General features: G+C 49.3%; 19 protein-coding genes, 2 tRNA genes and 1 other RNA gene. 9 read left to right on the forward strand and 13 right to left on the reverse strand.

Annotation, left to right across the window (positions count from 1 at the left end; all coding sequences use genetic code 11):
* Nucleotides 1–23 precede the first annotated feature (23 nt).
* Entirely contained in the window at nt 24–953 is a 930-nt protein-coding gene (locus B5E56_RS00665; protein WP_087187174.1) for an AEC family transporter, read from the reverse strand.
* A gap of 125 nt (nt 954–1,078) precedes the next feature.
* Between B5E56_RS00665 and B5E56_RS00670 the strand changes: the two genes are divergently transcribed.
* The gene (locus B5E56_RS00670) at nt 1,079–1,981 is read left to right on the forward strand and encodes a LysR family transcriptional regulator (protein WP_087387806.1); all 903 of its coding nucleotides are present in this window, start codon (nt 1,079–1,081) and stop codon (nt 1,979–1,981) included.
* Between the two features lie 76 nt (nt 1,982–2,057).
* Here B5E56_RS00670 and B5E56_RS00675 read toward each other — a convergent pair whose 3' ends face one another.
* The 5 genes from B5E56_RS00675 to B5E56_RS00690 all read right to left on the reverse strand — a co-directional run bounded on the left by B5E56_RS00675 (nt 2,058) and on the right by B5E56_RS00690 (nt 6,708).
* The gene (locus B5E56_RS00675; protein ID WP_087387808.1) at nt 2,058–4,532 is read right to left on the reverse strand and encodes a toll/interleukin-1 receptor domain-containing protein; all 2,475 of its coding nucleotides are present in this window, start codon (nt 4,530–4,532) and stop codon (nt 2,058–2,060) included.
* A gap of 255 nt (nt 4,533–4,787) precedes the next feature.
* Complete coding sequence (locus B5E56_RS14795) at nt 4,788–5,111, reverse strand: S-layer homology domain-containing protein (RefSeq protein WP_242958700.1); 324 nt, start codon at nt 5,109–5,111, stop codon at nt 4,788–4,790.
* Nucleotides 4,999–5,559: an InlB B-repeat-containing protein gene (locus B5E56_RS14800; protein WP_242958716.1), complete on the reverse strand. Its 561-nt coding sequence runs from the start codon at nt 5,557–5,559 to the stop codon at nt 4,999–5,001. Before B5E56_RS14800 ends, B5E56_RS14795 begins: the two co-directional genes overlap by 113 nt.
* A gap of 41 nt (nt 5,560–5,600) precedes the next feature.
* A complete protein-coding gene (locus B5E56_RS00685) occupies nt 5,601–6,125 on the reverse strand; it encodes a hypothetical protein (RefSeq protein ID WP_158098626.1) in 525 nt (174 codons plus the stop codon).
* A 22-nt stretch (nt 6,126–6,147) separates the two neighbouring features.
* Nucleotides 6,148–6,708 carry a hypothetical protein gene (locus B5E56_RS00690; protein WP_242958701.1) on the reverse strand — a complete coding sequence of 187 codons (561 nt, stop codon included), beginning with the start codon at nt 6,706–6,708 and terminating at the stop codon, nt 6,148–6,150.
* Between the two features lie 827 nt (nt 6,709–7,535).
* Between B5E56_RS00690 and B5E56_RS14330 the strand changes: the two genes are divergently transcribed.
* From B5E56_RS14330 to B5E56_RS00725, 7 genes are all read left to right on the forward strand, one after another.
* Nucleotides 7,536–7,841, forward strand: a complete 306-nt coding sequence (locus tag B5E56_RS14330; protein ID WP_143383098.1) for a hypothetical protein — start codon at nt 7,536–7,538, stop codon at nt 7,839–7,841.
* Nucleotides 7,842–8,260: 419 nt separating this feature from the next.
* Complete coding sequence (locus B5E56_RS00700) at nt 8,261–8,467, forward strand: helix-turn-helix domain-containing protein (RefSeq protein ID WP_087387813.1); 207 nt, start codon at nt 8,261–8,263, stop codon at nt 8,465–8,467.
* 285 nt (nt 8,468–8,752) lie between these two features.
* The gene (locus B5E56_RS00705) at nt 8,753–9,370 is read left to right on the forward strand and encodes a TM1812 family CRISPR-associated protein (RefSeq protein WP_087387815.1); all 618 of its coding nucleotides are present in this window, start codon (nt 8,753–8,755) and stop codon (nt 9,368–9,370) included.
* Between the two features lie 13 nt (nt 9,371–9,383).
* Entirely contained in the window at nt 9,384–10,262 is an 879-nt protein-coding gene (locus B5E56_RS00710) for a hypothetical protein (RefSeq protein WP_087387817.1), read from the forward strand.
* Complete coding sequence (locus B5E56_RS00715; protein WP_087387819.1) at nt 10,249–10,944, forward strand: vWA domain-containing protein; 696 nt, start codon at nt 10,249–10,251, stop codon at nt 10,942–10,944. Before B5E56_RS00710 ends, B5E56_RS00715 begins: the two co-directional genes overlap by 14 nt.
* Nucleotides 10,941–11,678: a protein phosphatase 2C domain-containing protein gene (locus B5E56_RS00720; RefSeq protein ID WP_087387821.1), complete on the forward strand. Its 738-nt coding sequence runs from the start codon at nt 10,941–10,943 to the stop codon at nt 11,676–11,678. The genes B5E56_RS00715 and B5E56_RS00720 overlap by 4 nt, the downstream gene beginning before the upstream one ends.
* Nucleotides 11,647–13,065, forward strand: coding sequence for a protein kinase domain-containing protein (locus B5E56_RS00725; RefSeq protein ID WP_158098627.1), 1,419 nt, complete (start codon nt 11,647–11,649; stop codon nt 13,063–13,065). The genes B5E56_RS00720 and B5E56_RS00725 overlap by 32 nt, the downstream gene beginning before the upstream one ends.
* 367 nt (nt 13,066–13,432) lie before the next feature.
* On the opposite strand, the gene B5E56_RS00730 is transcribed toward B5E56_RS00725, so the two are convergent.
* From B5E56_RS00730 to ffs, 5 genes are all read right to left on the reverse strand, one after another.
* A tRNA-Ala gene (locus B5E56_RS00730) sits at nt 13,433–13,508 on the reverse strand.
* A gap of 132 nt (nt 13,509–13,640) precedes the next feature.
* On the reverse strand, nt 13,641–14,297 hold the full coding sequence (locus B5E56_RS00735) for a YoaK family protein (RefSeq protein WP_087387826.1): 657 nt from the start codon (nt 14,295–14,297) through the stop codon (nt 13,641–13,643).
* A 79-nt stretch (nt 14,298–14,376) separates the two neighbouring features.
* Nucleotides 14,377–14,724 (reverse strand): YbaB/EbfC family nucleoid-associated protein, encoded by a 348-nt coding sequence (locus B5E56_RS00740; protein WP_087187190.1) that lies wholly within the window; start codon nt 14,722–14,724, stop codon nt 14,377–14,379.
* A 14-nt stretch (nt 14,725–14,738) separates the two neighbouring features.
* The gene (dnaX, locus tag B5E56_RS00745) at nt 14,739–16,445 is read right to left on the reverse strand and encodes a DNA polymerase III subunit gamma/tau (RefSeq protein ID WP_087387828.1); all 1,707 of its coding nucleotides are present in this window, start codon (nt 16,443–16,445) and stop codon (nt 14,739–14,741) included.
* A 95-nt stretch (nt 16,446–16,540) separates the two neighbouring features.
* Nucleotides 16,541–16,805: signal recognition particle sRNA large type (gene ffs, locus B5E56_RS00750), an RNA gene on the reverse strand.
* Nucleotides 16,806–17,044: 239 nt separating this feature from the next.
* On the opposite strand from ffs, the gene B5E56_RS00755 reads away from it, so the two are divergent.
* Nucleotides 17,045–17,120 (forward strand) — tRNA-Ala (locus tag B5E56_RS00755).
* A gap of 154 nt (nt 17,121–17,274) precedes the next feature.
* Here the strand turns inward: B5E56_RS00755 and B5E56_RS00760 are convergent.
* Both B5E56_RS00760 and B5E56_RS14550 read right to left on the reverse strand, forming a co-directional pair.
* Nucleotides 17,275–17,907: a hypothetical protein gene (locus tag B5E56_RS00760; protein WP_087387829.1), complete on the reverse strand. Its 633-nt coding sequence runs from the start codon at nt 17,905–17,907 to the stop codon at nt 17,275–17,277.
* A 217-nt stretch (nt 17,908–18,124) separates the two neighbouring features.
* Nucleotides 18,125–18,295 carry a hypothetical protein gene (locus B5E56_RS14550; protein WP_158098628.1) on the reverse strand — a complete coding sequence of 57 codons (171 nt, stop codon included), beginning with the start codon at nt 18,293–18,295 and terminating at the stop codon, nt 18,125–18,127.
* Nucleotides 18,296–18,904 lie beyond the last annotated feature (609 nt).

Here is an 18,904-nt window from a genome sequence, read left to right on the forward strand (position 1 = left end):
TCCCTGAAATGTGTTACACTGTGTTAAAAGCCGCTGATGGTCTTGGCAATGACCGCAAATACCGGCAGAGTGATGATAGACAGCAGGGTGGAAAGGGTAATAACCTGCACGCCGGGCACCGTGTCCCGCCCAAACTGCTGGGCGAAGATGCTGGTGGTACCGGCCACCGGCGTGGCGGCCAGAAGCACCAGGGCACAGTAGAGTCCGGCAGGCAGTCCAAAGGGCAGCAGGACCAGCGCCGTCAGCCCGGGCACCAGGATCAGCTTAAGGAAGGACGCCAGATAGAGCACCGGCTGCCGGAAGGCGCCCCCCAGGTCAGCTGCGGCCAGCTGCGCGCCAATGACGATCATGGCCAGCGGCGTGTTCAGGTCGCCCAGGAACGAGATGGTAGAGGACACTGCGTCGGGGAAACGAAATCCGCCGAAAAAGATTACCAGGCTCACCGCCAGGCCGATCACACCCGGGTTGATGATGGCCTTTTTGATAGAAAAGGCCTGTTTGCCTCCCATGATGACCACACCCAGCGTCCAGGTGGTCAGGTTGAAGGCCGCAAGGGAGAGGGCGCCATACACCAGTGCCTCGCTGCCCAGGATGGATTCCACCAGAGGGACTCCCATAAAGCCTACATTGCCGTACACCATGGCAAAGCGCAGGCTGTCCCTGGTATCCGCCGGACATTTCCGGAAGAAAAGCATGGATACCGCCAGGTAGACCAGATAGCAGGCCACAGCGATCACCGCGCCCACGCACAGCTGCTGCACCAGCTCCGGCGTCCGCTCCACCTGGAAACACTCGATCATGACGCAGGGACATACGATGTACAGCAGCAAAAACGACATCTGGCTCAGTCCTGCGGAGGAGAGTTTTTTCATCTTTCCCAGGCCAAATCCCACTGCCATCATCAAAAACAGCGTGGCCACCTGCCCGGTTACCGTCAGTAAATTGTTCAGCACCGTGATTCCTCCCTAATTTTGTCTATGGTACCTGCATTAAAGCACAGTTCCCGCCCAAAGAGAAATCATGATTGCAGATAAGCCCATTCCAAATTGAGATAGAGGCATACAGGAGAGAGCGCTCTATGGATGATAAATTATTAAAAACCTTTCTGGCGGTAGCCGATCACTGCTCCTTCACCGCCGCGGCAAAGGAGCTTTATCTGGCCCAAAGCGCCGTCAGCAAGCACATCCACCAGCTGGAAAAAGAGCTGCAAGTCCATCTGTTTGTGCGGGACACCCGTATGGTCCGGCTGACAGACGCCGGGACCCGCTTCTACCGGGAGGCCACTGATCTGCTGGAGCGGATGGAAAATGCCGCCGCCGCCCTCCGGCAGGACGCCGCGCCGCTGCCGGACAAGCTGCACTTTGGTGCATTCAGCGCCCTGTCCACCGAGATCACGGACCTGCTCCGTCGGTTTTGCCAGGACTTTCCCCAGATTTCCGTCACTCTGGACTGGTTTGAATTCGGCACGCTGGTCCCCACCCTTGTCCATGGGAAGCTGGACGGCGCCTTCACCGTCAGCTTTGAGCTGCTGGATCAGCCCCGTCTGGCCTCTCAAAAGCTGGAGGACGGCGCCCTGTTCGTGCTGGTAGGAAAGCAAAGTCCCCTGGCTGGCCTGACCACCCTCCGGCTGGCCGATCTGGCGGGGGCCACCTACTACACCATGCGGCCCGACGTCAGCCCCAACGGTTATGCCAGCATTCTGAACTACTTTCTGGAGCACCACTTCCGCCCGTCAGAGACCCGCAGGCTGACCAGCCACGAGTCCGTGCTGCTTCAACTCCAGATCGACCCCAACGGCTACGGCTTGATGAGCGATTTTCAGTTCCGGCAGCATCCCGGCGTGGTCTTTATCCCACTGGAACAGGAAGAGCAGCCCTCCAGCCATCTGTTTGATCTGGTGGCCGCCTGGGACCGCCAGCTGGTCACCCCCGCCCTATCCTCCTTTCTCAACTGGCTGGCCAACTATGCCCCACCCGGCTGATCTCACACCATTCCGTTCAACCGCATGATAATAAAAGCCACCTGCGCCCTTTGGTGCGCAGGTGGCTTTTTGCAGTTTAAGTATCCGCCCCGAAAAAATCCATTTTCTGCTTTACCGACTCAATCCTGTCTGAATCCTTTCCAAACAGTTTTTCTACCATGGAAATAACCGCCATATAAGCGTTGGAGGCCTCGCCATAGCGCCCCTGCGCGGCATACAGGTCGCCAAGCATCTCCTGATTCTCAATGGTATCCGCCGCAAGGGCTCCCCGCATACGCTGATTGATCTCCAGGGCCCGTACAAGTTTATCTTCCGCCTGTGTCCACTGAACCCGCGCATCCTCTCCGCGCCCATCTGCCTCCGCTTCCAGGCCCAGGTGATAATGAGATACGCCCTGATCATACAGCGAATAAGCAAGTCCTGACGGGTTTCGCTCTGATAGTGTCCGCTCATGCAGCAGGGTACATTCCAGCGCCTTCTGATAGTTCCCCTGTCTCTGGTACATCCGACCCATTTCCATATAGGTTTCGCCCACCCGCTCCTGAGCCAGTGCCAGGTCATACTGCTCATTTTTCATGAGCATATCCCGCTTCTCTCCCCGCTCCAGGGCTGCAATGTTGCGCTGGCGAATGGCAAGGGCCTGTTGAAAATAGGTCTGCGCCTTGTCAAAGTCCTGGTCGTACTCCCAGGTATAGCAGCGGGCCACCTTTTCATAAGCCATAGCCAGATCCTCATTTTCCGGCATACCGCTGCGGAGCATTAGCTCCAGTCCCAGTCGGTACCAGGGGATGGATTCCTTATTGCGGCGGCTGTTGAAGTAGCATCCTCCCAGGTTTTTCGCTGCGTAGCCGGTCATGGGGTTGTCCTCTCCCAGCTGTTTGCGGCAGGCATTATAAAAACGATGGGCATTTTCAATGGATGCATCAAAACGCCCGACCTGCCATAGAAAGCCGGAGATCGGCTCAAAGGCATCGATTGCCCGGGTATCCGGCTCCGGAAAATAATCCGCCAGAGCCAGCACACTGTCGGTAACCGCCAGATTTTCCTGATAGGGCCGCAGCCAGGCAGTGAACAGGAACCGGGACATATTGTCCAGGAATTTGCCGCACTGATCCACATCAGGCCTCAAAACCGCATGGACCACCTCGATTACCAGAGGATGCAGAGAGATCCGTCTTTCTGCCCCTTTCAGCACCCAGCTCTTGCGGATCAGCTGATTGATGGGCTCAAAGGAAGGCAGATCCATCCACTCCCGAAAACGGACCGCAGGCACACCGCTGTGCCCCATCAGAGACAGGCAGCGCAGGATCTGCTTCTCCTCGTCACTCAGGTTACTGGTATTAAACACTGAGCAGATATGCCCAAAAGCGGTATTTACAGACTGTCGGCCGGATACGGTCTCCGCCAGTCCGCTTTGCATATCTCCCTGCTCCAACAGTGCCAACATCTCGTCCGCACTGAGAAAGCTGGCGCTCATCTGCTTGGCAATCAGTTCCACCGTATAAGTGTGGCAGGCAATCCTGTCAAAAATCTTCTTCAGGCTGTCCTTGTCGCCCTCTTCCACACACTCGCCATAGTTTTTCTGGAAAATGTCCAGCAGCACATCAAAATCCTGCATGGCCTCCACCCGGAGCGCCGGATATCCCGGATGGGCATTGCGGGTGGTAAAGATCACATGGTAGCTGCCCTCCAGGAATTTGTCCAGGTCCGGGTCCCCATCCACATCAAAATTATCTACGATCAGCAAGGTTTTCTCACTGGTAATGCTCTGCAGCACCCGCAGCTTCCGCAGGAAAAAGGCCCGCTCATCTTCTGTGGGCTTCTGCGGCTCCAGATTCTCAATGGAGACCGCCTCTTCGTCGCAAACCAAGCGCTGGAGGCTGCCCTGATAGCTGACAAACAGCGTCTGCTCGTATTCCTTTTGGAATCTTAACGCATATTGCTTTGCCAGTTCGCTCTTCCCGATACCGCCGATCCCCTCCAGAAAGATGCAACGTTTCCCCTGAGCAAGGTGAGCGTGAATCTGCTCCAAAAGTGTCTCTCTGCCCTCAAATACATCTCTGGCCTGGGGCATACGGGCCAGCAGTCGATATTGACGGATGGGGCTTTGCGTCTGCTGTGTACGCTCTCCCTTTTTCTTGCCCAGCAGCATCTCCAGGCGCTCCACCAGCTCATCGATGCGCTTATACATGGGCGGCGTCATAGCATCGATCCAGTGCAACCGGCCCAGATAATACTGGGCCTCCTCACCGATCTCATCATCGGCTACATGGAATGGGATAATCTTTACTTCTTCATTCCGGGTAAGTCTGCGGCTCACCATGTCGATTTCGTTCAGCACATGAACAGACTCCGATGCCTGACGATTCAGGATCAGGAGAAAAATTGCGCACTGATTGATCGCTTTTACAATGCTGGAGGCATACGCGCCCTCTGTATTTCTGGGCGCATACCAGCAGCGAACGCCGTCGGCCTCCAATTTATTGACAATACCTTCCACAATATGCAAGGAGGACGCGGTATGATGGCTGACAAATACATCAATTTCCATGAATGCTCACTTCTCCTTCCCATTTGGTTGCCGCTCCCGACCCAATATGCAGCAAATGATTCTCGCCACAAGGCCTTCCGATATTTTACAGATTGTCAATTATTATACTACACCTTTGTCCTTTCTACAACTATCCCCTTTCTTCGCACAGCAAGAAAACTCTGCGAAATCCCATTGCGGAGTTCAAATAAAAGCGGGGCGGAAGTCAAAAACTTCCGCCCCGCTTTCGGAGGAGAAACGCCTATTGGCAGATGCTTATTTCTCGTTTTCCGCAAATCGCATAAGGATGGTTGCAATCTCAGCCCGGGTAGCAGTACCGGTGGGGTCAAGCTTACCGCCGTCCTTGCCGGTGAGCAGACCGGAACCAACCGCCCACTCCATAGCCTCAGCGGCCCAGGAGGAGGTACCGGTGCTGTCAGCGAAGGTGGTCAGGTCGCCCTTGTCAGACACATCGTAGCCCTTGCTCTCAGCGTAGCGGTACAGGATGGTAGCCAGCTGTTCGCGGGTCACGGTGTCGTTGGGAGCAAAGACGGTGTCGCTGTAGCCCTTGACAATGCCCTTGGAGGCGGCCCAGTTCACAGCGTCGGTGTACCCACACACCGTTCTCCACATCGGTGAAGGGCAGGGTGGCGTCGGTCTCAGGCTGACCCTCCAGCCGCCACAGGATGGTGACGACCATGGCCCGGTTGGTGGTCATGAGGGGAGCAAAGGTGGTGGTGGAGGTGCCGTCCATCAGCTTATTGTCATAGACGTACTTCACCGCCTCATAGAACCAGTCGCCGGACTTCACATCAGTGAAGGGCAGGCCGGTCTCCACGGGGGTATCGTCCTTAGTGAAGGAGGCCTTCACGGTGACATTGCTTCTGGGCATTCTGAAGGTATACTTGCTGTCGCCCTTGTCAGTCACGGCAACGGCGTTCCCCTTGGCATCGGTAACGGTAACACCATCGGCCTTGTAGCCCTCGTCGGGAGTCAATGTTACAGTGACTGTCAACCCGGCAGAAGGACGGCTGTTGGACACCTTCACAGTACCGTTGGAAGATTCCTCGACTGTCACATTATAGCGGGTTACAATACTCCGTATGGTGTGATGACTCCATTGCCCTCATCAATGAGGAGCAGGGCAGTTTCATAGCCGTCAAGGGCGTCCAGCTCCTCTTTGCTGGCGCAGCCGCCATTCAGCACCATGTAATGATCTCTGCCGACCTGCTCTAAATCAGAAAAATCTGTGATGACCGTGACCTGCTGGCAGGAAAATGTCAAGTTGATCAGGTCGGTCATGTCGGAATAGTCGTAGCTGACCGCCGCCCCCTGGAACTGAGCACCCTCCTGTGCATAACAGAAGCTGTCCAGCCGCTTGGCCAGATAGTCCAGCTCGTCGATATTTACAGGTTTTCCCTCCAGTCGCTTCAGGATGGGGTACTCACCAAGGATCTCGTCCATTTGGCAGTCCCTCGCCAGGGGATCTCCCATGTCCATCGCATTCAGCGCCTCCATGATTCCGTCATACTGGTTGTGCGGGATTGGGAGGGGAACGGTAAACTGTCCGTACTCGGGATGCTTCGGATTTGATAACACAGCATTCATTCTCATCGTATTCCTCCAATGCCGAGCCCTACATCTCCATCTGAGGGCTATAATCCTGTCTGTGTTCCAATTGGGTGTCCAGGTCAGGGACAGAGAACTCGATTTTGATTCTGGCTTCTTGAATGGCTCTTATCTGTTTGTCATTCAAATTTGGGTCTTCTGCCAACAGATGATCCGTTGCACGATAAATCTCTGTCAACTCCTCATTGGAGAAGAGACTGGCTTTGGGGATCAGACCAGAGCGGACAGCGAAGTCCCGTTTGGCTCCTGCAAAATCATCCTCATAATAGTGCCCATGGCTGACGCCGACCCTTTCATAATCCCAGATCCATGTAACGAACTCATAGCCCCGGCCGGTGCCTCGCTCTCTGCCCGCCAGCACAGCCCCGCCGAAATCCGCAAGCAGATGAAACTTATTGTCAAGACCACGAGCACGGAGCAGGGGGGTCCATAGCCTCCACATATTCAAATACTCTGTCGGCTGCAATGGCGACCCTGTGATACAGCTCGTTGGCCTCTGGATTCTTGCTCCCGGACGGAAGCATAAATACTTCGTTCCCAGGAGAAACAGAAAGGACAGGCTGTCCATGGAGAAAAATCTCCAGCCGCCTGTCCTCTTTGCTAAGGGATTCAATTTGCTCCTTTCCGAGACACCGGGATAGTTCCTCAAAAAATTTACTCCCCACTGTAAACCTCCAATCTTGTTACTTCATTGAAAATAAAAAAAGCCCGTGCATTTTTTGCACGGGCTTAGGAACACATCTTTTAACTGAGTGTTCGTCCTCATATTCTTCTTGGATAAAACAATAACTCACACAGCATTGACTGTGTGAGTTATTGTTTTGGTGGAGATAAGCGGGATCGAACCGCTGACCTCTTGAATGCCATTCTCTCCCCCACCCACTTTTCCAGAAAAACGGGCCGGAAACGGCCCGTTTTTCCTAGTTTTTTACCCCCTTTCAGGGAGGCAGTTTGGGGCAATTCCACTCGGATTCCACTTTTTTCGAGAACTTTTCAGGGGTGAGAATGGCAGGCAATTTTCCCCCACCTCCGGGGTCGGGACGGCGCGTAGAGCCTTGATGCACAAGGTCCTGCGCGCCGAATGGTGTAAAAAATTGTGGGAAAATCCGGGTAAAGCTGCATCCCGCCAGTAGAGCGTGGCTGTCAGACGCCTATGTCCATCCAGCGTGGGAAAATCCGGGTATTGTGCAAACCGATATTTATGGAAATATATGTAATATTATTAGCCCGAATTGCGGGAAAATCCGGGTAATTGGAAGTTCCCTGTTTACAGGATTCTCCCCTCGCCATGTGCGGAAAATCCTGTAATAGTTTGCGTGTGCTCGTCATGGCTTTCTGGAATGTCAAAAAAGCATCGCTCAAATATACAACTATACAACCAATTTGGTGGATGAAATGAGCGATGCGCGATCTCAATTGCTGCCGTCTGAATTCTGGCCAGAGGATAAATTGTCCCAATTGTTGGACATATCTGCTATTACACTACAAATAGGCGGTACACCCATCCTGTATTGCAGAAAGGAGCGCATTCTAATGTGTGGATTTTGGGAAGACCTTTTTGATTTTAACGGCGACGGCACGGTCGACGCAGGAGAAGAGTTTCTGGCTATGGTCATGATGGAAGAAGGATATCGTGAACTACAGCAAGACACTGATGACCCCTGGAAGGATTCCGAGACCAGAATAAATTCGGATTGGTGATTCTGATGGTTTCCAAGCTCAATGCACGCGAATATCTTATCGGAGCCCTTTGCGATAGCAAAGAGCTCCGATATTTTGTCGTTGATGGGAAACATTTGGCCACGTTCTCGCAGAAGCGCATGAGCATGGTCGCAACCTGCGCGCGAGGCACCGTGCTGGTGAGATTCAGCATGGTGGCCATCACGCCTGTGATGAGGCCTACAGCTTTGGCTCTGGCCACGGCATTCTTGGCGTAAATGCTGACGTTGTTGATATCGCTGTAGACGCTCGAAGGCATTGTCTGAGAATCAAAAAAATCTTTGGGAGTGCTTACTTACAAGCCCGCACATAGTTATTGTTTTAGAATTTAAATTCTCAATTTCTATGTTATAATAAAGCAGTAGTTTTATAGGTTCACCGTAATAATAAGGAGTGTAACGATGGCTGTTAGATATGACAAGCTATGGTATATCTTGAAGGAACGGAATATGTTGAAAACTGATTTAATAAGAGAGGCAAAAATTACAACAAACGCAATGGCTAGACTTGGAAAAAATGAGGATGTTCGAATAGAAGTTCTGGCAAAGATATGTAAGACACTAGACTGTACATTGGACGATATTGTGGATATAAACCCCAAAGAATAAATGTCAAGTTTTGCGGTTTGCCTCGCTATATAGAAATAGATCTGATAAAGAGGATACTTTTTATTGAGGCATAATTACTGCACGGAAGTTCAGCAATATTTCATAATGGTGGTTTCCTTGATGATTCGACGAAATACGTAAGAGCCGAACATAACAGTGCATCTATTCGAGCCAAGACAAGGTTGCCGTTTGTATCTAATGAATAGAAAAGAAGTATGAGCAGACCAACGAGCAAAACAGATAACTCGAATATAAAAACGGAAATTAGCTTAAGGGGAAATAACGATGAAGAAAACCGTTCTTTGTAATATTCCAATGAAAGAAAAGGTTGATTTTTCTGTATACACAAGTGACGACCAGTCTCTTCCGGTTTCTGGGAAGGCCGTCCGCTATCCAATCAATTCCTTCTTAGCTGAAACAATACGCCCGGATGATGAGATAAAAGTCATTCTCTTAGTTAAAAAAGATCAGTATGGTCATTATGAGAAAAACACAGAAGACTTCTGTGCCGAACTCAATAGTGTTAATGCTTCTATTGGGGCAACACTCGATATAAATATTATCGATACTGAATTTGAAGAGACAAAAGCAACTCATGAGTATTTGCTGGGTCAGATTGTTGATTGCCTTGATACTGGGACCCACATTCTCGCAGACACAACCTATGGCCCCAAAGATCTTCTGGTTGTACTATTTACAGCCTTACACTTTGCTGAAAACTTTCTCGATTGCTCCATAGATAGCATCGTTTATGGCCAAGCAAGTTTTGTTGATGGCCAAGCCGTTAATACGAAGATATGCGACATGGTTCCATTGTATTGTCTTAGCACCATCACTAATACGCTTCATTGTTCAACACCAGATAAAGCAAAGAAAATGCTGAAAGCACTTCTGTCATTGTAATACGGGTGGCACAATGCAATACGATAAGAAAAAATATGAACGACAGATAAAGGAATCACGTCTGTTTGAGTTAGATAGGGAAACACAATATACAGCTTTCAAGCGTGAAGCCTACAAAATGGTGGAGTATCTGTACTGTTATTTGTTAGCTGTAAACAAACAGAAATATGAAGAATACGGATGTGAAATTACCAAGATTGCAACTCTTTGTATAAATAACTTTAGAAGAGATAAGGGCGATTTTCTTCATTACTTCAATGCAGCCTGGAAGCTTGAATATCAACATATTATGGGTAATCAGACACATATAGAAAGATTTCATGGTTTAAAAGTCACCGAGGAAGAGAAGCGTGCAGTAAGTAAATATATACGCTTGGCAACAAATATAGACGCGGGGATATCGGATGAAACACTGTATCTAAAATTAGCTGCAGCAATGGAGATTCCGGTAGAAAAAGTACGTAAACTTGCGCAGATGGCCATTGTGCAGATATCAAGTGACACATATGTAAATGAGGCTGGAGAGATAAGAATTATTTGGGATCAATTGGCTGGCAACATATCTGCTGAAGCTTCAATTTATGAGAAAGAAACTATAAAAGAAATCCTTTTCGCTATCAATCAGGTATTTCAAGGATTACAACAAAGGCAAAAACCAATAATTTCAGATATGATTACGATTAAGCTTTGTGACCAGCTTTCTGAAACGCAAAGCAGCCAATACTCATTTGTCAGTAAAGAGATTATGGATGCTTGGACAACAACAGGTGTTCTTCCTACACAAAGAGAAATCGCAAAGAAATATGGCCGAGATGAAGCAAGCATTAGTCGTTCAGTAAAGGATTTTTTGAACAAGCTAAGAAAAGAGGTTCGTTTGGATGGGATTAAATAGTTATGTCGCAAGAGAGCCACGTCCCTTGCCAATTTTTGTACTGGCAGATACTTCTGGTAGCATGCGAGGTGAAAAAATCAACGAGCTCAACCTTGCTCTTCGAGAGATGCTTAATGCGTTGAACGCAGCAGATGATATTAGAGGAAAATTTCAATTATCTGTTATTACTTTCGGCGGGGATGTAAAAGTACTTCAGCCCCTGGCAGATATAGATGGCCTGGTTTTAACAGAGCTTGGCGCTACGGGAAATACCCCTATGGGTCAGGCGTTCGATGTAGTCTGTGAAATGATAGAGGATAGAAATGTTGTCAGTTCTCGTGCATATACACCGACAATTGTGCTGATCAGTGATGGTTTACCTACAGATTGCACTGAGGAAATGTATCGTAGGAAGAACTATTTTGATTGGGCGCCATTGGTTGCTCTTCATAAGGGCGAGAGATCTTCAAAGTGCCAGCGCATGGCGTTGGGCATTGGCGAGGATGCCGATGTTGAGATGCTGAAAAGCTTCATTGATAATCCAGAGATGCCGGTAATCAAAACACAAGATGCATCCGGAATAGCTAAGTTTTTTAAATGGGTTACCATGTCAACAGTAGCAAGAATGACAAGTATGAATCCAAATGAGATTAGTGTTATGGCCCCTATGTTTGATATTGACGATGAGGATATTGTCATATGATTTCCAAAGAAGAACAGCACGGAGATCTGTATGCTGTTGTGATTACCGACACCGGAATATCCCATCGATTATCCAATACTCCCAATCAGGATGCTGTTCTTTACGCTTTTATGGAAGATGACTTTGTGTTAGCGGTTTCTGATGGTGTTGGATCATGCCCGAAAGCCGCTCTTGGGTCAAAAATGGCTGTGAGAGCCGCTGTAAAAGTATTTGAACAAATAAGGCAAAATCGATGTCAGAAGCACGAGCTTCCCCAACGGCTGATTGCTGAATGGACAAGCCTTTTGAATGGAGAAAAGCTGGACGATTGCTGTGCAACGCTTAAGATTGCAATGAAGTTATATGATCGAATGGTTCTTGTTTCCCTTGGAGATGGGGTGTTGGTTATGACTTCAAATGGTCTAAAGGTAAAAGCTCCTTCGGATGAGATGCCATTTGCTAATCAAACGAGATGTTTAAGTTCGTTTGTGAGTTCGAAAGAGATATGGATTGAAGAAGTCCATTTAGATTTGCATATTTCTTATGTAGTGTTTATGTGTACTGATGGTATCGCAAATGGACTACGGGACGGCAGTGAATATGAACTAGTCAGAGAAATTGAAGAGAACACGCCTACTGAAAAGCTAAAAGATGAATTGGAACTACTAACAATTGACATTTCTGATTTTAGCTTGGATGACAGAACGTTAGGGGTGGTTAAGTGTGAGTGTAAGAATGCAGGACCTGAGCGGTGAGATAATAACTTCTGTAGAAGGGACAAAATACAAATTAGGTGAACTTGCCGGTTATGGTGCTCAGGGCGTTGTTTATCAGGCAGAGAACAGCAGTAAGATGATTAAGCTCTACTATCCAACAGGATCGGATATTGTTGACTCGGAGATTCTCGAACGATTGAGCTTTATTAAAAACGTAAAGGTTCCACCTAATTTTGTGGCAATACATGAACTAATAGAGGCACCATATGTTGGATATGTAATGGATCGTGTTGTTGATCACCGTCCTCTCAATACGTACCTAATTCCTGACAAAAATCTTTCCTTCGCTGAATGGTATAACCAAGGTTTCGGCTTGCGAGAAAGAATATTTTTAGGCTATCTTATAGCCAAGGCTTTTGGAGCTCTTGAAAGAAGCAACCTATCATATTGCGATATTTCCGGTAATAACATTTTAGTTAAAATCGGCAAGGGCGCCTCAATAAAGATGATCGATGTTGATAACATCTATGTTGCAGGTAAAGGCAATGCAGCCGTGTTGGGAACTCCACGATACATTGCGCCAGAGGTAATCAGTCGCCAGAAGAATCCCGACGTTTTATCAGATAACTATTCGTTAGCAGTTATTCTTTTCGAATTGCTTCGTGTAGGTCACCCTTATATCAGCGATGAGGTCCTCGATGGTTCACCAGAGGATGAAGAAGCTGCATTGGCCGGAAAAGTTACTTATGTAACCGATGAGAATTCTACCAATATGCTCCCTGCAGATATTGTCCTGACTGTAAAGCTAAAAGAACTATTCCGCAAATGCTTTGTCGATGGTAAAAGAAATCGCATGGCAAGACCATCTGCCCAGGAATTCGAATTTGCACTACTCGAAGCTAGCAACAAGGTGATCAAGTGTCCTTCCTGTGGTGCATGGCACTATCCGCGCAAAGCCAATCGTGTTTATAGTGGATGTCCTTGGTGTGATGCACCTTCAAAGCCAAAAGCCAGATTAAACTTTTATGACGTTCTTTCCGAGGGCAGTGATTACAGAAAAGGTACGCCCCTGGATGGCAGCACAAAAGGTAAGCTTGTAAATTCGTATATTCTCAGAGAAGGCAAAAATCAGATAAAAAGTCTTTATGTATTACGAGCTGATGATCCATCAAAGGCTATCAGAGCAGCGGACAACTACCTGACAATTGCCAAGGACTCAAAAGGATATTGGGCCTACAATGAGTTCTCAAAAAATAACATTGTAGTTAAAAAATACCAGACCGGAGAATATCATAGGATCGGCATCAAAAAAGCGATTCTGCTCGATAACGGCGATGCCATTTATTTTGAAATGAATGTAACAATTGAGGTTGGTGGAAAACAGTACTCCTTTATTCGAATGGCAAGATTTATGGAGGAAACGTAGTGAAGATATCAGAAATCTATTCAGCTATGGGGCTGAAAATAAAACTGAATTATGAGGATACATCTGCCAACTTCCAGGAAGGCAACTTGATACGTATCGAGGCCTCCCACGAAATCAGGACCTTTCTTGTGAGCCAGTATGGCGAAGGCGTATCTAATTGTAAAACTGTGCTGTGCAAGGCAAGTCCTAACACTGCAGATTATTTGGCAGACCTCTTTGAGGGTGAACATGAGGACGCATACAGATGTATGTTTCTGATCGTTGGTATAGAACCCGGGAGTCTGGAAGTACAGGCATATACATTCAGATTGGGAAATAAAAAAAGACTTGAAACCGAAGTTTCAAGTCTTTTTTCACTCTCTCGAGTTGGTGGAGATAAGCGGGATCGAACCGCTGACCTCTTGAATGCCATTCAAGCGCTCTCCCAGCTGAGCTATACCCCCAAATGTGTTTGTTCACCGACGGAACAGGTTGTATTTTACCAGCTCTGCTCTCTGTTGTCAAGCCCTTTTTCAATCTTTTTTACTTTAGGCAAAATACATACCAACACCCAGTGCCAAACACTTTTCTATCTATCAATGGCGCATCAAGAAGAATGCAATCAGCAATGGCCCACAGGCAACAGCCGCCGTGTACAAGCTTAAAAAGCTGCTGCACCATGCACCCAGCGCCGCACCAACAATAAAAAACAGAATGATTCCACCATACTGTGCAGCCCGCAAAAGATGATCCTTCTCCCCGGTACGGATAAACTGATATAGCCGCTCCGTACCGCTGCGCAGATTTCCGGTACACATGGTAGTCGCAAATGCATTGCCGCGGACCTTCCGGAAACTCTCTACCTGTATGGCGCATACAAATGAGACCATAATATTGGCCAGTGCATTCAACCGCTGCGGAAGAAACGCCACCAGCGCCAACAGAATCATTTCCAAACAAACCGTGACTTGCCGCCAATGAATGACACGCGCTTCCTTCATCCGTTCCTTGATGCACTCAGCGGCGATCACACCAGCTGCAAATGCCAGGATGGGCAGCAAATAATGTAGCACACCGCTCCAGTCCCCTTTCACTGCCCGCACACCTAACAAAACAATGTTACCTGTCTGTGCATTGGCAAATACGCCGTCCCTCATCAAATAGGTATAGGCATCCAGCAGGCCACCTGCTACCGCCAACAGCGCACCGATCCGAAATCGTTCCGATGTCTGCAACCCCTTGGCCGTCTCCATGTTCATGTTCCTCCGCTTTCGGGTTCATTGCTTTTAATGGGAAATGGCCGCCCACAGGCGGCCATTTCCCGTTTCAAATTCAGAAGGGCAGGTTCAGGCCGCCGGTCAGCTGCTGCATGGAAGAGGCAGAGTCGTTCTCCGCCGCACGCAGCGCCTCATTCACGGCTGCCACAATCATATCCTGCAGCATCTCCACATCCTCAGGATCTACCGCATCGGGGTCAATAGTAACACTCTCCAGCACGCGCTTGCCGGTCACAGTGGCGCTGACCGCACCACCGCCGGCTGCCGCAGTGTAGGTCTTGGTCTCCAGCTCCTGCTGCATCTTCATCATATCCTGCTGCATCTTCTGGACCTGCTTCATCATGTTCATGTTCATGCCGCCGCCCATGCCGCCAAATCCGCGGCTGTTAAATCCCTTTGCCATAGGTCGCAACTCCTTTATTCTTCAATAATAATGTTGTCAAACTGCTGGCCCATTGCCAACAGATCATCCAGATTATCATGCTCGGCTGGCTGTTGTGCCGCCGGAGCTGTTTTTGGCGGTGCACCCACCTTTACAGTACACCGTACAGCCCGGCCGGTCTGCACAGCAGCCAGCTTTTCCAACGCTTCCAGCACTGCAGAAGTGCCCACCATGTTTTTGGTAAAATCCGTATCCACCCACAGCGTTAACACGCTGTCTTCCAGCAGGCCCTGTACTGCGGACGGATTGCTGAGAAACGGATAGACTGCCGGGAACTTTCCCCGAAGCCCAGCCACCAGCCCTGGCCACAAATCACCAGACGGCGCCGCCATAACCGGGGTATCGGCAGGCTTCTTCTCCATCTGAGAAACAGGCGCCGGGGCAGGCTCCGATTCTGCTTGATAAGCGATACGCTCCCCGGGTTCCTCTGGCAGCGGGGGGCGCTCCTCTTCCCAGGGCGGGGTATCCTTCTGCCCGCTCCGGCTATCCGGCACCTTTTTCTGCGGTACAGGCGGTACCGCACAGGCGGTAGGTATCCCACCTGCCAGTAGTTCCTCTACTCTGGACAGACGGGCATTGATTCCCGCCATACTCTCATCCAGCACCGGATCACAGAGACGGATCAGACAGAGCTCAGCATCTGTGCGGCGGTTGCCGCTGCGGGACAGGTCGGCAATGGTAGACTGGAGCACACCCAGCATCTGGGCCAGCCGGGGCGTTTGAAACAGATTGGACAGCCGCCGCATGGTATTCTCATCGTAGCCACCAGTCAGCAGTGCTGCTCCACCCTTGGGGGCCGTCTTTCGTACCAGAAGATCCCTTGTCAGGGCAGACAGCTCACCCAGCAGGCTCCCTACTTCCTTGCCGGCACCATACAGTCTAGCCAGGGTCTCCAGGGCGGCAGCGGTATCACCGGCTCCGATCTGCTCCATCAGGCGGGCTGTCTCCAGGTTCCCAGCTAACCCTAAGGCGTCCAGCACCTCCTGAACACCGATAGGGCCGTCCGGTATCGCACACTGGTCTAGCAGGGACAGGGCGTCACGCAGTCCACCGTCCGCCAGCCGGGCCAGTAATTCCGCGCCCTCTCCTCTCAGCTCCAGACCCTCTTGGCGCGCCACATAGGCCAGCCGGGCAGCGATATCGCCGGGCAGAATGCGCTTGAAGGAGAACTGCTGACAGCGGGACTTGATGGTAGCCGGCACTTTATGCAGCTCCGTAGTGGCCAAAATAAACATCAGATGGGCAGGAGGCTCTTCCAGGATCTTCAGCAACGCATTGAATGCCGCGGTAGAGAGCATATGGACCTCGTCCACAATGTACACCCGTTTCCGCACCGCCGCTGGAGTATATACCGCCTCATCCCTCAGGGCACGAACCTGGTCCACGCCGTTGTTGGAGGCCGCATCCAGCTCCAACACATCCAAAATAGAGCCATTCTCAATGCCCAAACAGGACGGGCACTGGTTGCAGGGATTCCCGTTGACCGGGTGCTCACAGTTGACCGCCCGGGACAGGATTTTGGCGCAGGTAGTCTTGCCTGTGCCTCTGGTACCTGTAAACAAATAGGCGTGAGAGAGTCGTCCGGTCTCCACCTGCCGCTTCAACGTATCGGTGATATGGGCCTGACCCACCACGTCGTCAAAGGTACGGGGCCGCCATTTTCGGTATAAAGCCTGATACACGCCGGTCACCTCGTCATAAAAGTGAAAAAGAGGGGCGGAGGATGCGGAAAGCCGCGTCGCTTCGCCCCTCCTTGTACATCCGGTTCATGGCAAGACCGCACACCGACCTTTGGAATCAGCGCTATGCCCGTTACCCTGGCAGCCGGCTCAGGAGCGGGAACCCCGCGGCACAGATCGCGGTCCGCTTAGTGCTGCTCGGTTCCCCGCCTGACACGGTTCACGGGGCGACCTTGCGCGGGACCGATCCATCATCACTACTTACCGGGGTCAGACGACACAACGCAGATCCGGGGGCCGGGATTCATCCCTGCTGTAGCGGGTTGCAGGTACAGGGCACCGCTAACTCCCCGACTAGTGCGGCCTTGCCTTGGACCGGACGCATCAGCGCCGTCCGCTGGAAGGCTGTATTTGATATCATACATCATTTCCGACCATTTATCAATATCACTTTTTAGTTTTTTTCAAAAACCTCTTTACAACCGGTTTAATTATGCTATAATACTGGAGTGTTGAGTAAATACACTTTAATAATATGGGCCTATAGCTCAGCTGGGAGCGCAAGCTGTCCGCTGCACAGGCCCCACCAAACAACTTAATATGGGCCTATAGCTCAGCTGGGAGAGCGTACGGTTCGCATCCGTAAGGTCGTCGGTTCGATCCCGATTAGGTCCACCAAAAGAAGCACCTGCAAATGCAGGTGCTTCTTTTTGCTTTTGCCGTAAGGATGTGGCCACGATGTCAAAAATCGAATACCGAAAAGCAAGGTACTTCCCGCCGTGTTCTTCGTTTTTTGCTGAGACAATTAAAATCAATGTGGTTTTATCGAATGTTAGAACGAAAGCATTGCTTTGCCAAATTCTCTAAGCAAGTTGCTCTCATACAGCTTATTGAAATTGCAAAAATCATATTTGACTAATCTTCGATAGTAAGCATAGTCTGTTTTTTGATTTTCATACGCAAACCCGTCCACAAGCGTTTGAATTTTAGAGAACATGATATTGATTTCTTTCGCAAAAGAAATCAATGCGCCAGCGGTTATGCGCAACATCTTTTCCTCTCCCGGGTCCTCTATTTTGTAATTTATCTCAAATAAGATAGCGCTGCCGCTTCCGGAAGATGAAACAGTTGCTCCATGCATTCTGTGTTCCAGCTTGTTCCGAATAGTTTTTACTGTGATAAGAAAATCATAATGATTTTTCAAAAGCTGCTGATAATCATCATTCAAAAAAGGTATCTCATTTGAAAATTCCAACAGTCCGTCGCGGCTGCTTATTTTATAAACGCCGGCGCTGCGCACATAAGGAACTAACCTTGGAATCAGCTGAATGACAGACTCGACGTGCTTTTCATACTGCTCGCAATTGTCCAAAACATCCACACCGCACAGAACTAAAATGTTTTGGTTGAGTTCGTACAAGGCCTCAAAATAGCGGTATAGCGCATTTGCAATTTGAATCGTCATTGAACCACCTCACTTCAATCGCTCACACAGCCGTTGCTCTGTTTTTTGAATAAGTAAAAGTTCAGCCCCATTCAATCCACGCTATTGCCACTTGAATTATAACAATTCAAGTGTATCATTTTGCAACGGAACATTCAATGCGTTGTTAAATGCAGCCATTAAACTGCAACAGCCCACGGGGGATACCTTGTTATCCCCCGTGGGCTATTGTCAGTTGTTATTTTATGCGGTTTCCGTGTTTATCCAGAATACCGGCTTCATACTCCTTCCGAATCGCTTTCGCGAATGTACGAGCCAACCGTTCCAATTGCGCTTTGCTGGGTTTGTATTCCTTTGGAAACGGCTCCGGGTAGGTGACCCGCACCACAGGTGTTTCGTTGAGATCCATTCTGGTTTACCTCCTATCCAATTTTGAGCTTGGTTTTAACTATTCATTTCACCTGTGTGTCTAAACATATTAGATTTTAATCTAAGCAGGTAAGATAATTATCTAAATATGTTAGATTTTCGTCTAACTTTTGCCGTGTTTTCTGCACAAATTGCGCTCTTAAAACGGGCCATATCACAGCCAGACCCCGTAATAAACACGGGGTTTTACGCATTTTTTCGGCATTGAATACGAGAATTCCAAACTATTATTGAATATTACGGGGAAGTTTCCGAAGATTACGGGGTTTTCAGAACTATTACGGGGTTTTCGAAATTCTGACCCCGTGTTTATTACGGGGTATATGATTTTGAAACGGAGCATTATGGAGAATTTTCGAGGATTACGGGGTTTACGCATACAGTCCGCAATCCTTAAATATTTCCGAGTAAGGATTCTATCGTCTTATTTTCATTGCTGCATAGATACACGCCGCCCCCCTTTCCCTACGGGAGAGGGGGGCGTTTCGTTTTGTCCGCATCTTCGTTCCCGGCAAATGAAATTTTGATGGCATCGATTTCTACTATACTAATATCGTAATCTATTGATGATGAAAGGAGGTGAAAACAT

It is taken from the genome of Flavonifractor sp. An112 (assembly GCF_002161085.1).
Taxonomy (GTDB): domain Bacteria; phylum Bacillota; class Clostridia; order Oscillospirales; family Oscillospiraceae; genus Flavonifractor; species Flavonifractor avicola.